This is a genomic window from Pseudomonas sp. GW821-FHT04C07, from assembly GCF_059420325.1.
This window is the reverse complement of sequence record NZ_JBWKTM010000001.1, coordinates 455,295-470,238: the sequence shown is the minus strand read 5'-3', so window position 1 is coordinate 470,238 and position 14,944 is coordinate 455,295. Positions and strand designations below refer to the sequence as shown.

The 14,944-nt window shown below is 56.4% G+C and carries 12 protein-coding genes; 11 read left to right on the top strand and 1 reads right to left on the bottom strand.

The window, feature by feature from the left end; genetic code table 11:
- Nucleotides 1-14 precede the first annotated feature (14 nt).
- The 11 genes from tagH (at nt 15) to AC07UI_RS02190 (ending at nt 13,343) form a co-directional block, all read left to right on the top strand.
- Entirely contained in the window at nt 15-1,214 is a 1,200-nt protein-coding gene (gene tagH, locus AC07UI_RS02240) for a type VI secretion system-associated FHA domain protein TagH (protein WP_494990922.1), read from the top strand.
- A 5-nt stretch (nt 1,215-1,219) separates the two neighbouring features.
- Nucleotides 1,220-1,720, top strand: a complete 501-nt coding sequence (gene tssJ, locus AC07UI_RS02235) for a type VI secretion system lipoprotein TssJ (RefSeq protein WP_494990921.1) — start codon at nt 1,220-1,222, stop codon at nt 1,718-1,720.
- A gap of 2 nt (nt 1,721-1,722) precedes the next feature.
- Nucleotides 1,723-3,054 carry a type VI secretion system baseplate subunit TssK gene (gene tssK, locus AC07UI_RS02230; protein WP_494990920.1) on the top strand — a complete coding sequence of 444 codons (1,332 nt, stop codon included), beginning with the start codon at nt 1,723-1,725 and terminating at the stop codon, nt 3,052-3,054.
- 5 nt (nt 3,055-3,059) lie between these two features.
- On the top strand, nt 3,060-3,926 hold the full coding sequence (icmH, locus tag AC07UI_RS02225; RefSeq protein ID WP_494990919.1) for a type IVB secretion system protein IcmH/DotU: 867 nt from the start codon (nt 3,060-3,062) through the stop codon (nt 3,924-3,926).
- Between the two features lie 14 nt (nt 3,927-3,940).
- Nucleotides 3,941-7,474 (top strand): type VI secretion system membrane subunit TssM, encoded by a 3,534-nt coding sequence (gene tssM, locus AC07UI_RS02220; RefSeq protein ID WP_494990918.1) that lies wholly within the window; start codon nt 3,941-3,943, stop codon nt 7,472-7,474.
- Nucleotides 7,474-8,202, top strand: coding sequence for a PP2C family protein-serine/threonine phosphatase (locus AC07UI_RS02215; protein WP_494990917.1), 729 nt, complete (start codon nt 7,474-7,476; stop codon nt 8,200-8,202). Before tssM ends, AC07UI_RS02215 begins: the two co-directional genes overlap by 1 nt.
- Nucleotides 8,199-9,209 (top strand): serine/threonine-protein kinase, encoded by a 1,011-nt coding sequence (locus AC07UI_RS02210; protein WP_494990916.1) that lies wholly within the window; start codon nt 8,199-8,201, stop codon nt 9,207-9,209. Before AC07UI_RS02215 ends, AC07UI_RS02210 begins: the two co-directional genes overlap by 4 nt.
- A gap of 129 nt (nt 9,210-9,338) precedes the next feature.
- Nucleotides 9,339-9,719, top strand: a complete 381-nt coding sequence (locus tag AC07UI_RS02205; RefSeq protein ID WP_494990915.1) for a helicase — start codon at nt 9,339-9,341, stop codon at nt 9,717-9,719.
- Nucleotides 9,720-10,954: 1,235 nt separating this feature from the next.
- Nucleotides 10,955-11,773: a hypothetical protein gene (locus AC07UI_RS02200; protein WP_494990914.1), complete on the top strand. Its 819-nt coding sequence runs from the start codon at nt 10,955-10,957 to the stop codon at nt 11,771-11,773.
- A 150-nt stretch (nt 11,774-11,923) separates the two neighbouring features.
- Complete coding sequence (locus AC07UI_RS02195; protein ID WP_494990913.1) at nt 11,924-12,373, top strand: hypothetical protein; 450 nt, start codon at nt 11,924-11,926, stop codon at nt 12,371-12,373.
- Between the two features lie 157 nt (nt 12,374-12,530).
- A complete protein-coding gene (locus AC07UI_RS02190) occupies nt 12,531-13,343 on the top strand; it encodes a hypothetical protein (RefSeq protein ID WP_494990912.1) in 813 nt (270 codons plus the stop codon).
- 135 nt (nt 13,344-13,478) lie between these two features.
- On the opposite strand, the gene AC07UI_RS02185 is transcribed toward AC07UI_RS02190, so the two are convergent.
- Nucleotides 13,479-14,879, bottom strand: a complete 1,401-nt coding sequence (locus AC07UI_RS02185; protein WP_494990911.1) for an aminoacyl-tRNA deacylase and HDOD domain-containing protein — start codon at nt 14,877-14,879, stop codon at nt 13,479-13,481.
- Between the last annotated feature and the right edge of the window lie 65 nt (nt 14,880-14,944).

The following is a 14,944-nucleotide window of genomic DNA, read 5'->3' as shown; positions in this document are numbered from 1 at the left end:
AGGAGCATGATCATATGGAACTGGTTTTTGAAATGCTGAACACCCAGCAGTTTGTGCCCACGCAGGCGAGTAGCAAAACCTTCACGCAGGCCGGCGGCGTGATAGGGCGTGGAGAGGATTGCGACTGGATCATTCCAGACCGCAAACGTCACTTGTCCAACCATCACGCGTTGATCAGCTATCGCGACGGAGCTTTCTTCCTGACCGATACCAGCAGCAACGGTATTCAGACCCGTGAAACCGGTGAGCGCCTGCGCAAGGACGAAGCCCGACGTATCGAGCATGGCAGCGTCTACATGCTGGGGGATTTCGAAATCCGCGCGCGGCTGGTCCGCACTCCAGAGTTCTACGAGGCTGAAGTCGGCTGCCCGCAGTCTGCGGGGAGCACCATTCCTGACGATGCCTTCCTCGACCTCGACCCGGTGAGTGCGCTCGACCAGCAGGAGCAGGTGTACTTGGAGCTCGATGAGTTCACCGAGCTCAATGCGCCGCGCCAAGAGTCGAAACAGTGCGCCGATTATGCGCGCATCGACATGGAAAGCTTGATCGTGCCCGAGCTGGTCTCGGCGCCGGAAGAGGCAGCGCCTGCGTCAGCATCTAAGACGGTGGAACTGCAGAGCGAAGGTTTCTGGCAACATTTTGGCGCCGCGCTGGGGGTCGATCTTGACTCTCTTGACCACGAGCGCCGCGAAGCCCTGGCGATTAATGCTGCGTGTTTGCTCAAGCAAAGCATTGGTGGTTTGCAGCAGAGTCTGCACACCCGTAGCGAGCTGAAGAATGAACTGCGTCTGGCGTTGACCACCGCTCAGGGCACCAGCAAAAACCCACTGAAATTTGCCGCGGATGCCAGCGAAGCGCTGGGCGTTCTGCTGCAGCCCAACAAGCCGGGCCAGTTTCCGGCCGAGCAAGCCATCGCTCGGGCCTTCCGCGACCTGCAGGCGCATCAGGTGGCTTTGCTTGCCGCCAGTCGTGCGGCGATACGCGGCGCCCTCGAACACTTCTCGCCGCAACAGCTGACCTTGCGTTTCGAGCGCGACGGCCACCAGCCGCTACTCGCCACTTCGGGCAACCGCTGGAGAGCCTATGGTCGTTACCACCAGGCGTTGTGTCAGGACCATGACTGGTGCGAGCGCCTGTTGGCTCGGGATTTCGCTCAAGCCTACGAAGAACAGATCCGCCTGATCTCCACCCTCCACACTGAACACCAAGGATGATGCGAATGTCTCGCTTCTCGACCGTTTTACTCAAAACACTGACTGCGCTCGTCGCTCTGGTGCTACTGGCCGGTTGCTCGTCGCTTTCGCCGTATTCCAGCATGACCAAGCTGGACCTGAAGCTGACCGCCAGCGACCAGGTCAACCCGGACCTTAACGGCCGACCTTCGCCGATCGTGGTACGACTGATGGAGCTCAAGCATCCGGTGGCTTTTGAGAACGCCGACTTTTTCAGTCTCTACGAACGCGCCAGGGAATCCTTGGCGCCGGATCTGGGAGCCAGCGAAGAGCTTGAGTTGCGCCCCGGGGAAAGTGTCGAGCTCAAGCTCAGCCTCGAGAGTGGTAGCCGTTACGTTGGGGTGTTGGCGGCTTACCGTGACCTGCCTGAAACCAAGTGGCGCTATGTGGTTCAGGTCACCCCGGTGAAACTGACGGAGGCCGAGTTGACTCTCGATCAGGCCGGTATCCACAACAACAATAAAACGTTCGCCAAGGCGGATGACTGATTATGAGTGTGCATAAAGTCATTTGGCAGGAAGGCATGCTGTTGCGCCCACAGCATTTCCAGCACAACGATCGTTACTACGATAACCAGATGAAAACCCGTACCCAATTACTGGGTAGTTACATTTGGGGTTTTCTCGGGCTTGAGATCGACCTGCAGTTCCTCAACATGGGCAAACTGGTGATCAGCCACGCCTGTGGAGTCTTGCCCGACGGAAGCCTGTTCGAATTGGGTGGCAACACCGAGCCACTAGCTCTGGATGTACCGCCGAATACAGGCAATACGCCGATCTATCTAGCCTTGCCACTGGTGACCGGCAACCACATCGAATCCCGTCGCCCGGAGCAGTCCGACGTGCTGGCGCGCTATACCGCCTATGAGGCACAAGTGGCCGACTCCAACGCGGGTGATGACTTCAGCTGCCAGGTCAGCTGTGCACGTCCGGATTTTCGCCTGCTACTCGGCGAGCAGCAGAGTGATCAGGCCTACGTGAAGCTGAAAGTCTGCGAAGTCCTCAACACTACACCAGACGGCGTGATCAGTCTCGACCCGGACTTCGTTCCGACTTTCATTCACGCCCATGCTTGCGGTTACCTGCTGTCGTGTCTCAAAGAAGTCATCAGCATGCTTGGCCACCGGGGCGACGCCATTGCTGAGCGGATTCGCGCCAACGGTAAGGTCGGCGGTGCGGAAGTCGGCGACTTCATGATGCTGCAATTGATCAACCGGACCGAACTCGTGCTGCGTCACTACTTGAGCCTGGAACACGTACATCCGGAGGAGTTGTATCGCACGCTGCTGTCGATGCTGGGTGATCTAGCGACGTTCGCCAGCGACAGCAAACGCCCGAATCTGGACAGTCGTTACCTTCATAGCGACCAGGGCGCGAGCTTCCGCAAACTAATGGAGGCGATCCGTCAGGTGCTGTCGATGGTGCTTGAACAGCACGCCACCGAACTGGCGCTGCAAGCCCGTCAATACGGGATTCTGGTGTCGCCGCTGCACGACCACAAACTGCTGGGTTCGGCGTCGTTCGTGCTGGCGGCCAGTGCCAACTGCGATGGTGACGAGTTGCGCCATCGTTTACCGGCGCACCTCAAAGTAGGCCCGGTAGAGCGCATTCGCCAACTGGTTAACCTGCACCTGCCAGGCATCAAGGTCAAACCCTTGCCCGTGGCTCCGCGACAGATTCCGTTTCACTCGAACAAAACCTATTTCATCCTCGAACTCAATTCCGAAGACTTAGTGCAACTGGGAGGCTCCGGTGGCTTCGCCTTTCACGTGTCTGGTGAATTTGCCGAACTTGAATTGAAATTCTGGGCCATCAGGAACTGAACGATATGATCAAGGAAAACGATCACCAGCTCGACGACAAGACAGTCCTTCTCGATCGTCAAGGTCACGACCCTGCTTTAAGCCCTCTCACCGACTTTGCTGTGCCGCCGCGTATCGAACAGCTGGAAGAGCGGATGATTTATGCCGCGCGTCTTCGCCCGGCGGAGGTGTTCAACGTCAGCCTCAACTCGTTGGTCGCGGCGGCTTCCGAGCTGCTGTCGGAAGTAGTGCGGCTCAAGCACAGCAAGTCTGGCGAAGACATGCGAAGACTTCATGAGCGACTGACCAACAGTCTGAAACAGTTTGAGGTTCTGGCGCTGCACAGCGGTGCTGAGAGTAGCCAGGTAATGGCCGCCCGTTACGTCCTCTGCACTGTGGCCGATGAAGCGGTGGTCACGACATCCTGGGGCAACGAAAGCGAGTGGGCGCAGATGAGCCTGCTCAGTAGCTTCCACAACGAAACTTTCGGCGGTGAAAAATTCTTCCAAATGCTCGATCGGCTGTCGAAGAGCCCGGTCAAGCATTTGCCGATACTTGAACTGATGTACCTGTGTCTGTCGCTGGGCTTCGAAGGCAAATACCGGGTGATGACCCGCGGAGTGCTGGAGCTCGAGGGTGTTCGCGACGCCTTGTATCGACAGATTCGCCAGCTGCGCGGTGACGTTTCCCGTGAGCTGTCACCCCATTGGGAAGGTATCAGCGATCAGCGCCGCAGGCTGGTGCGCATCGTGCCGTGGTGGATGGTGGTGCTGTTCACGGTGGGTTGCCTGGCAATGATGTATTCGGGTTTCTCCTGGGTCCTCGGCGAGCAGCGTGAGACCGTTCTGCAGCCCTATCTGCAGCTTGATCCGGCCGTGGTTCAACCTCGTTAATACAGGGAAGTGTGATGAGATTTTTCTTCAAAAAAGTCGGCGCGTTTGTGCGCAGGACCTGGGTCTGGACGTTGCTGCTGGTGCTGTTCGTAGCGATGTTGGTCTGGTTCATCGGACCGTTGCTCGCGGTCAATGACTACAAGTTCTGGGAAGGTTCGACCTCCCGTTTACTGACCATCAGTGTGTTATTCCTGATCTGGGGGCTCACTATGGTCTTTGCCAGCTGGCATACCGGTGTGCGCAAGAAACAGGTTGAAGAAAGCGAGGGCGGCCAGGATCGCCTCCGCCGTGAAGAGCTGATCGACGAAGAGCATAAAGAACTGCGCAGCCGCTTCAAGGATGCCTTGCGCACCTTGAAGAGTTCGAGTTTGTATCGCGGTCGCAGTGAACGCTGGCGCGACGATTTACCCTGGTACCTGCTGATCGGACCGCAGGGCAGCGGCAAGACCAGCCTGCTGGACTTTTCGGGGCTGGAGTTTCCGATCAACAAGATCGAACGCAAACTGACCCGCGATACCACCGGGACTATGCATTGCGACTGGTACTTCGCTGATCACGGCGTATTAATCGACACCGCCGGTCGCTACCTGACCCAGCCCGACGCCGACGTTGACGGCGGTGCCTGGACAACCTTGCTGAGTCTGCTGCGCACTCGTCGCCGCAACCGTCCGCTCAATGGCGTGCTGGTGACTATTCCCGTCGGGATGCTACTGGCCAGCAGTGAACAGGACCTTGATATCCTCGCGCGCCAGGTCCGTGCGCGTCTGCAAGATGTTCACCAGAAGCTGCATGTCGATTTACCGATCTATCTGGTCCTGAGCAAAGCCGATGAGTTGTTGGGCTTCGATGAGTTCTTCGATCAGCTGAGCCGCGAAGAAAGTGATCAGGTACTCGGTACCAGTTTCCGCAAAGAGCAGGGCGGGACTGACGTGGCGGTGCTGCGTCAGGAGTTCGAAGAACTGCTGCGGCGCCTCAACAGCCAAGTGATCATGCGTATGCACCAGGAGCGCGACACTCAGCGTCGGGGACGGATACTCGACTTTCCGCATCAGCTAGGGCAGATCGGCGAGCGTCTGTGTCTGTTTGTCGACATGGCGTTTACCGGCAACCGCTATCAACGTGTCTGCCAATTGCGTGGTTTTTACCTGACCAGCGCCCCATATCTGACTGAAAAGCTTGACCGGGACACTGCGAGTATTGGCGCCAACCTGAGCATGAGCAGTGGTGTGCTGCCAACCTTGCGCAGCGGTCGTGCGCGTTTTATTCACCACTTGTTGAGCCGAGTGATTTTTCCTGAGGCCGATCTGGTTGGGCTAGAAAAGCGTGAGCACAGCCGAATCCATTGGGGGCAGCGTGCGTTATACGTCGGTGCACTGGTTGCGCTAGGCTTATTCGGTTCTCTCTGGGCTGGAGGTTATTCGGCCAACCATGAGCGTCTTGAGCGAATTCGTGATCTGGCACAAGAGTGGACTCAACAGCGTTCGTCGTTGAGTGCACGCGATGATGCGATGGCGGTCCTCAAGCCGCTGGATACGGCCTTTGAGGCGACCAAGGTCTTTGCCTCCAGAGGTGATGTTTCGCTACATGAGCATGTTGGTCTGTATCAGGGTGGACTGGCCGGTCCGGTGCTCAAGAGCTCCTATGAACGAGAGCTGGAAAAACAGCTGCTTCCAAGGGTCGCACAGCTGCTGGAAGGGCAGATCCGCGACAACATGAAAGACCGCGATCGCCTGCTCAATAACTTGCGCGCGTACCTGATGTTGAGCATGACGGAACGTCGTGACCCATCGTGGCTGCAGGAGAGAGTTGCGTCCAATTGGTCGCTGCGTTACCCCGGTAACCCCGCGGTTCAGAGCGGACTGAATGCGCACTTCGAACGTCTGCTCAAACAGCCGTTTATCTATCCGCTCAACGATGCACTGGTCGCCCAGTCGCGTCAGATATTGCGTAGCGAATCCTTGGCCAACGTGGTCTATCGGGTTCTGCGCGAGCAAGCCCGCAATCTGCCGGAATACCGTCTTAGCCAGCATCTTGGCTCACAAGGTAGCTTGTTTGTCGGCACCGATTACCTGATCCCGGGCTTCTACACTCAGCAGGGTTATCAGCAGTATTTCACCATCCAGGGCGCGAGCCTGGTGACCGATATCCTGCGTGACAACTGGGTGCTGGGCGAGGGCGGCAGCATCAGCGGCATGGATTTGCGGCGCTTGATGGTCGAGCTTGAGCAACTGTACTTCCGCGACTACGCCAACGCCTGGGGCGAGGCCGTCAGCCAGGTTGGTTTGCAGCCATTCAGCGATGCTGGCGAAGGCGCTGATCAGCTTGCCGCTCTGACGTCGGCCAATTCGCCGCTGCTGCTACTGTTGGTCGCGGTGCGTGAAAACACACGCTTTGCGACCATCGCCGACAACGTCGATGACGTGGCCGAAGTCGCTGATAAGTTCGGTGTGAAGGTTAGTATCCTGGGCAAGGTTGCAGCTGGCACTGCGGCTCTGGGCAATGCTCGGAGTGCACTGACCAAGAACCTGCCAGACACTGCGAAGCAATCCCTGCAACGTCGTTTCGAGCCGCTGCATCGGTTGCTGGACGACAACAACGGCCCAGCGGCTGACCTGACCCCAACCCTGCAAGCGCTCAACGACCTGCAATTGCAGCTGGCCAGTCTCGGTCGTGCGAGCCAGCCTGAGCAGGCCGCCTTCGAAATGGCCAAGACCCGCATGAGCGGCCAGCGCGATGCACTGAGTAACCTGCGGAACGCCTCGATGCGCTTACCGCGCCCGGTGAGTGTCTGGTTCAACCTGCTAGCCGAGGACACTTGGCGTCTGGTGCTCAACGATTCCTACCAGCACCTCAACCAGCGCTATCAGAGTGAGCTCTATAGCTTTTACGACAAGGCAATCAACAAGCGTTATCCGTTCAACGCCCATAGCACCAGCGATGTTGCCATCAACGACTTTCGCGAATTTTTCAAGGCGCAAGGTGTGGTGGATGGCTTCTTCGAAACCTACATGAGGCCTTTCATCAACGGCAATCCAGGCAACTATCGTTTGCGCAGCATCGATGGCCACAGCCTGCCGATGTCCAGGGGCTACCTCGACCAGATGGCCGCAGCGCAGGTGATCCGCCAGAGTTTCTTCGCACAAAATCCAGCCGAGCCGCAGGTGCAGTTCAAGCTTGAACCGTACACCCTCGACCCGGGCGTGAGCCGCGCTGAATTCCGCTTCGGCAGTCAGTTGATGGAATACCGCCATGGCCCGATTGTGTCGACGTCTTTCTATTGGCCGAGCGATGCAGAAGACGGTCGTGCCAGTCTGGTCCTGGAAAAAATGGCCGGCCGACCGATTGGTATCGAGAAAAACATCGGGCCTTGGTCGTTGTTCCGTCTTTTCGACCTGATGCAGACCGAGTACCTGACCGGCCGCGACGTGATGGTGCTCAAGGCCGATCTGGGTGGCCTGCGCGCCAACTATCTACTGCTGAGCCAACGCACACCGAACCCGTTCGACATGGGCGTGTTGCGCACCTTTCGTATGCCGGCGCAGCTCTGATGGGGGGTGTCAGTACCTGGCGCAGCGCGGCGCGTACCGATCCGGGCAAGGTTCGGGCGCGCAACGAAGATGCCTTCCTGGCCTGTCCGGAGCAGGGGCTTTGGGTGGTCGCCGATGGTATGGGTGGCCATCAGGGAGGCGATATTGCCAGTCAGCTGATTGTCGCCACTCTCGCCGAACTACCTTCGCAAGACGGCTTCGATGAACGGCTCAAGGGTGTGCGCCAGTGCCTGCACTGGCTTAACCGCCGCCTGGGACAGGAACTGACCGTCACCGCCGAGCGGCGCGACTGCATTATGGGTAGCACCGTGGTCGTACTGTTGCTTGAGGGCAATCGTGCAGTCTGCACCTGGGCCGGTGACAGTCGCTGCTACCTGTGGCGCGGGCAGCGGCTCTATCAGCTGTCCAGGGATCATTCACTGCTACAGCAATTGGTCGACGAAAAACAGATGAGTGTCGAGCAAGCCAAAGTCCACCCGTCCGCAAATGCGCTTACCCGAGCGGTCGGCGCCAGCGAACAGTTGACCCTGGATGTGCTCGAGCTCGAGGTCTATCCAGGCGATGCATTTTTGCTGTGCAGCGATGGCTTGTACCAAGGACTGTCCAGCGAAGTGCTGGGCAACGCCTTGAGCCTGCTTTCGCCGCAAGTGGCATTGGAGCGCTTGTTCGACAGCGCCTTGCGAGGCTCGGCTCGGGATAACCTGACCGCTGTGGTAATTCGCAAATGAGTGACCTCATACCGCAGATGGATCGCTTGCTGGCGACCGAAGAGGAACCAGGCAATCTGACTTGTTTCGCCTTCGCCATACCCCGTGAAATGCCGCGTGTCATGGTCCCGACCAAAACCCGCGCAAGCGAGTTGCCGGAGGTGCTCGGGGGGCGTTATCGCATCGAGCGCCTGCTCGGTGCCGGGGGCATGGGCGCAGTCTATCGAGCACGGGATCTGCTGCACGAACAGTATGGCGATCCCGACCCGTACATTGCGCTGAAAATACTCAGCGAAGAATTTGTCGAGTCTCCGGATGCAAGCGCCTTGCTCTATAGCGAGTTCGCCCTGACCCGACGGCTACACCATCCTAATGTACTGCGCCCACACAGCTTCGAAGTGGACGCCGATTTCCAGCGCGCCTTCTTCACCATGGAGCTGATGCGCGGGTTGACCCTGGATAGGTTGCTCTGCGAGCGGCCGACCGGTTTGCCGTGGAGCGAGCTGCGGGATGTCGCCGTACCGCTAATGAACGCCTTGGCCTATGCTCATGACCGCGGTGTGCTGCATGGCGACTTGAAACCGAGCAATGTCATGCTCAGTGAAGAAGGGGTACGGCTGTTCGATTTTGGCCTCGGCCAGGCCGAGGAGGGTGTGTTGCCCGGCTTGCCGCGGCTGAGCCGTAGCCGATTCAACGCCTGGACGCCAAGTTACGCTGCCCCCGAACTGCTTGAAGGTGCACCGTTGTCGGCCAGTGCCGATCTGTACGCGGTGGCCTGTGTAATCTTTGAACTGGCGGGCGGTAAGCACCCGTTCTGCCGTTTGCCATCTACCCACGCCCGTGACGTGCACCTGGAGCGGCAACTGAAAGCGCCCAAACATCTTCCTAAACACTGTTGGCCAGCCCTGCGAACAGCGCTGGCCTTCGATGTGGCAGATCGAAAAATTACGACTCGTGAATTGCACGATGCCCTGTGTGTGCCCAAGTCTTGGCGGCAGCTACTACAGAGAGTGGGCTGGCCAGGATAATTCCGTGACTTAGTAGTCATCAGCCGCAAAAACCGCATCATCTTCTTCTAACGCTGCACAACGGTGGCGTTCTTCAATGAAGCCGCTACACTGCGCCGGCCGTTCATTTTTTCCTTTGAGGCTGTGAGCATGAAATTTCGTTTTCTTCTCTGGATGCTGGGCCTGTTGATGGGCAAAGCCAGTCGTAACAACCCGGCGTTTCAGCAGCAATTGGGTGATAAAGAACTGGTGTTCCAGTTGCAGACGATTGACGGCAAGGTTGCCCGTCACTTCTTCGTCAAAGACCAGCGTATTACCAGCCGCGCGGGTGTTTACCCAACGCCGGCATTCGCCATTGCCTTTAAAGACGCCGCGTACGGCTTTGCCACGATGCAGGCGAAAAACAAGCAACTGGCGTTCATGACAGGGATTCAGGACAAGTCGATCCAGATCAAGGGCAACCCGGCGCTGGTGATCTGGTTCCAGGGGCTGACCAAGTATTTGAAGCCGAAGAAAAAGCCGCAGGTGTGAGGTTGGTCAGTCAGACCACTTCTACTTCTTCGTGAGCAAGTGCAGCGGCGCCCGGTGCGCTCCTACATGAGATCGGGGAAAAGAAGACGGACTTATTTGCTGTGGTTGTCTAGTCCCAAAATAGGTTAATGCCTCCCGGCCACTGCGTTTGCAGTGGCCTTTTTTATGGGCGGTGATTTTTACGGCGGGGCCTCAACTTCGAAGCTGAACCCTTACTCGATATACGCCTACAAGCAATTTCCGCTTGAACCCGAAGAAATGTCTATCTCTTGGTCAGGCAATTCACGCCTTATTGAAAATGTCCGAAGTGCCCTTCGTTACAAGCAGAAACAGCCTACAAGGGTCTCGGATGCACGATTAGAACCCATCGCATACCATGAGATTAGTTCAGGCAGATACACGCTGGGCACAGTGCACGACAAACGATCAATCCAATGACTGATTTCCCGGTAGCGCACTTGGTCCAGTAGGTTTTAGTTAAATGAAGCATATCCAGGGAGTGGATATGTCTCAGCAAGCTGGACTGACTGACCCAGTCACTGACATTGAATATAAAACGTACACAAAATCTTCGGCGTTCAATTCGGTAAGGGAATACCAACTTAAAATTCAGGGAGCGCTAAGCATGAAAGTATCAACATAACTTTTTGTAGCAATGACAATTATCGCAATCTCCGCTGCAGGTTCGGCACTGGCGGGCCCCGCCGTTACGGTGACATTCAAGAGTGTTGGGAACACTGATGCGACTTACACAGTCGTAACAAACAACGAAGCTATTACCCATGTCAATTCAAGACCAAAGCCCATTGTTTCAGTCGGAAGTGGAGGTGCTAACACTTATGTTGTACAAAGCAATATTTCCCCAGATGGCAATTACGCTAGTTTGCGTTACACGATGGGCAGTAAAACTTGTACTTTTCTCGCGACTTTTGTCGCTATGCCAGGACCACTGCGCTCGAAAATTCCTAAGTGGAACAATAAAGCCACCGCTGATGGCGGAGCAACCTGCACGGCGAGGTCTACTTCGATGAACGCAAGAACTTACGCTTGGTCAGTTGAATTTACGATGAGGTGATGCCTGGTCAGGCCGTGCGGAAAGTTTTCTGCACGGCCCTACCTTGATAGAAGAATTTCAATCGTGTCGTGCGCCAAAAAATGCAGTTTTTAAGCTGCCGATAATCATAAATCTGCTAAAGACATTTCCATAAAAATTTCATGTTAAGGAGAGCCTCATAATGGTGACTTCAGTAAGCTCGACGCTGCTCACTAACAACCAGACAGCCAGTATCTTTGCCCCCTCAACCCAATCTGTCGCAACAGCCAGTGCCAATGCAGCAACTCGTGTCACAGAAAATACTGGAGGCACTAGTACGCTTTCATTGCTTGCTCAGCAGTTAAGCGAAAGTGCGACACGTGCCGAAGCACGCGATGCAAGTCTGAGCAGGAGGGAGCTCGGTGTGAAGGCTACCGGGTTGCTCAGCCAAATTGCGGGGGACGGTTACTTTGCTAACAAGGTCAATAATGACGCTGAGGTCCCGAATACAGATAACCCTGAGCTTCTGGCTCGCGCCAGGAAAGCCACACAGTTCATAAACGGGAGCGGAACAAATCCTTTTGCTGGTCTGTCACCAGATCAGCTTGCGCTGATTAAATATGATGAGAGTGGAACGTTTACAGTCAATGAAAGAAGAGCGGCGTGGCGTGAGGCGTTTGACCAAGAGTCAGCGTGGTGTCAAATGGTCGTAGCCATGGCGATGGTTGAATACAACAGCACAGGAAAGCTCACCCACTTTTTCACTGCTGTACTGGATCACTATAAAACGTTGCCCGGCATCGAGCAGGCGCAGTACCCAGCCAGTTACGCAACCGCACTGCAAGGATGGATAGACCTCGACTTCAACTATTGGACACACACGGTTGAAGGCCACGGTAGCCCACAGAAAATACTCGATCTGATTTTTGATAAAAGTGTCTTTAACGAGAGTGAATCAGCTGTCCCAGCCCCAAAGTTGACTGATTCACCCTCCGGATTCTTAGCGCACTTGATTCCATAGGTTTAGATAAAAGAACCATATCCAGGGAGTGGATATGGCTCAGCACACTAGACTGGCCCAGTCACTGATATTGAATATAAAGCGCACAAAAGATCTTCGGCGTTCAATTCGGTAAGGGAATACCAACTTAAAATTCAGGGAGCACTAAGCATGAAAGTATCAACATCGCTTTTTGTAGCAATGACAATTATCGCAATCTCCGCTGCAGGTTCGGCGCTGGCCGGACCCGCAGTTACGGTGACATTCAAGAACGTTGGGGACACCGACGCGATTTACAGGATTGGAACAAGCAACGAAGCTTCTACCCATAATAATGCAACTCCAAAACCTGTTGCTTTAGTCAGGAGTGGGGAGACTGACACTTATGTTGTGCAAAGCAATGTTTCTCCAGATGGCAATTACGCTAACTTGCGCTACATGATGGGCGGTAAAACTTGTACTTTTATCGCGACTTTTGTCGCTATGTCAGGACCACAGGGCTCGAAAATTCCTAAGTGGAACAATAGAGCCACCGCTGGTGGTGGAGCAACCTGCACGGCGAAGTCTACTTCGATGAACGCAACAACTTACGCGTGGTCAGTTGAATTTACGATGAAGTGATACCTGATCGGGCCGTGCTGAGAGTTTTCTGCACGGCCCTACCTTGATAGAAGGACTTCAATCGTGTTGTGCGCCAAAAAATGCAGCTTTTAAGCTGCCAATAATAAGTCTGCCAAAGATATTTTCATGAAAACTTCATGTTAAGGAGAGCCTCATAATGGTGACTTCAGTAAGCTCGACGCTGTTCACTAATAACCAGACGGCCAGTATCTCTACCCCCTCAACTCAATCTGTCGCAACAGCGAGTGCCAGTGCCGCAACTCGTGTCACAGAAAATTCTGGAGGCACTGGCAGGCTTTCATTGCTTGCTCAGCAGTTAAGCGAAAGTGCAACACGTGCCGAAGCTCGCGATGCAAGTCTGAGCAGGAGGGCGCTCGGCGCGAAGGCTACCGAGTTGCTCAGCCAGGTTGCGGGGGACAGCTACTTTGCCAACAAGGCCAATAATGACGCTGAGGTTCCGAATACAGATAACCCTGAGCTTCTGGCTCGCGCCAGGAAAGCCACACAGTTCGAAAACGGGAGTGGATCAAATCCTTTTGCTGGCCTGTCACGAGATCAGCTTGCGCTGATTACCTATGATGAGAGTGGAACGTTCACGGTCAATGAAAGAAGAGCGGCGTGGAGTGAAGCGTTTCACCAAGAGTCAGCGTGGCGTCAAATGGTCGTAGCCATGGCGACGGCTGAATACAATGGCACAGGAAAACTCACCCACTTTTTCACTGCGGTACTGGATCACTATAAAACGTTGCCCGGCATCGAGCAGGCGCAGTACCCAGAGAGTTACGCAACTCAACTGCAAGGATGGATAGACCGCGACTTCAACTATTGGACACACACGGTTGAAGGCCACGGTAGCCCACAGAAAATACTCGATCTAATTTTTGATAAAAGTGCCTTTAGTGAGAGTGAATCAGTTATCCCAGCCCCAAAATTGACTGATTCACCCTCCAGACTCTCTATGCCTTCGTGAACAAGCGCAGCGTAGCCCGGCTGCTCCCCCACATAAGATCGAGTGTGGGAGCAGCCGGCATTGAGTCTGATGAGCCGTTCGACGCTCGCGTAACCCGCAGGAGCAGGGGGCCGCCCAGTTCTTGCCTGCGGTGCTTTAGCCCTGGCTGAACTGCGAGGCCAGTTCGCGTAGCAGGGCTTCGGCTTCCAGGACTTTGCTGACGACGTCATCGGCTTTGGTGCGGGTCAGGCCCAGGCGGTCGAGCAGGGCGTCGGGGATTTCTTCATCGGGGCCGGAGCCGATCCCGCGACTGCGCAGCAAGCGTATGGCCAGGCAGACCAGGTTCGGGTACTCAGCGTAGTCGCCGTCGTAGCCTGGGTCGTGCTGGAAGCGCAGGGCGGTGGACAGTTCTTCCGGCATGTCCCAATGGCGCATCAGCCAGGCGCCGATCTGTTCGCGGCTGATGCCCAGCAGGTGCTGCTCGACATAGCTGTGGCACAGGTGCGGGTTGACCTCCAGATGGCGGCAGATCAGCGAGAAGTGCGGCGGGAAGACGTGAGCCAGCAGCAGATAGCCAAAGTTGTGCAGCAGGCCTGCGAGGTAGGTCAGGCCAGCCTCCGGGCGCTGGGCGCGGGGCATGGCGCGGGTCAGGCCTTCGATGACTGCCGCGGTGTAGATCGACTGCTGCCAGTACGGCGTGGTGTGTTGCGGATGGTCTTTGGGCAGGCTCAGGGTTTTGCCCAGCGCCAGGCCCAGCGCCAGGTTGATCACCAGATCGAAACCGAGCACGCGGACGATCGCGTCTTCCACGGAGCGAATCTTGCCCGGCGAGGCGTAGTACGGCGACGCCGCCCAGCTCACCACTTGCGCGGCCAGGGCCGGATCGGTTTCCACCACCCCAGTGATGTCGTCGATGGTGGCGTTGGGGTCGACCCGCAGTTTGATGATTTTCTGCGCGGTCTCGGCCAGTGGTGGAATCTCGATGGTCTCTTCCAGCCGTTGCTGAATACGCCGGGCAGTGAAGGCTTGCACCGCCTGGGTGATTTCCTCGCGGTCATCGTGGGGGCGGTCGAGGTTCGGACGGATCGTGTTCAGGGCTTCGCCGAAGTTCGCGGCGCTGGCCTTGTTGAGCATGCTTTTGAAGGCTTCGCTGGAGACTTCCAGCAGCAGGCCCGGTTCGCCCGAGTTGATCAGCAGGCTCGGTTCGCGCAGCAGGCTTTCTTCATAGAGGCAGGGGGAGCTGGTGAGCGCTGGCAGACCGGGCAGCAGGCTCAGGTTGTGTTTGCCGAGCATGCGCTCCAGGCGATCCAGAGGCACCGCGGTCAGGCGTCGGCCGGTCAGTTCGGCGAGGCGGTTGAGGTCCAGAAGTTGACTCTGCGCGAACAGCACCATGAGTGTGCCGACGGCGTCGTCCAGCAGGACGGCCTGAACCTTGCGCGCGGCGCGAAGGCCGGGGTGGTCAAGCACTTCGTTATAGCTGATAGCCAGCTTGCCGAGCAGCAGCCGAATAACGGACGGCGCGTGCGGAGCTTCGGTAGCAAGGGCAACTTCGGTCATGGCCTGTATCCGTTTTTTTACAATTTCGCCAGTATAACCAGCTTGGTTCGGGTGATCGCCCATTA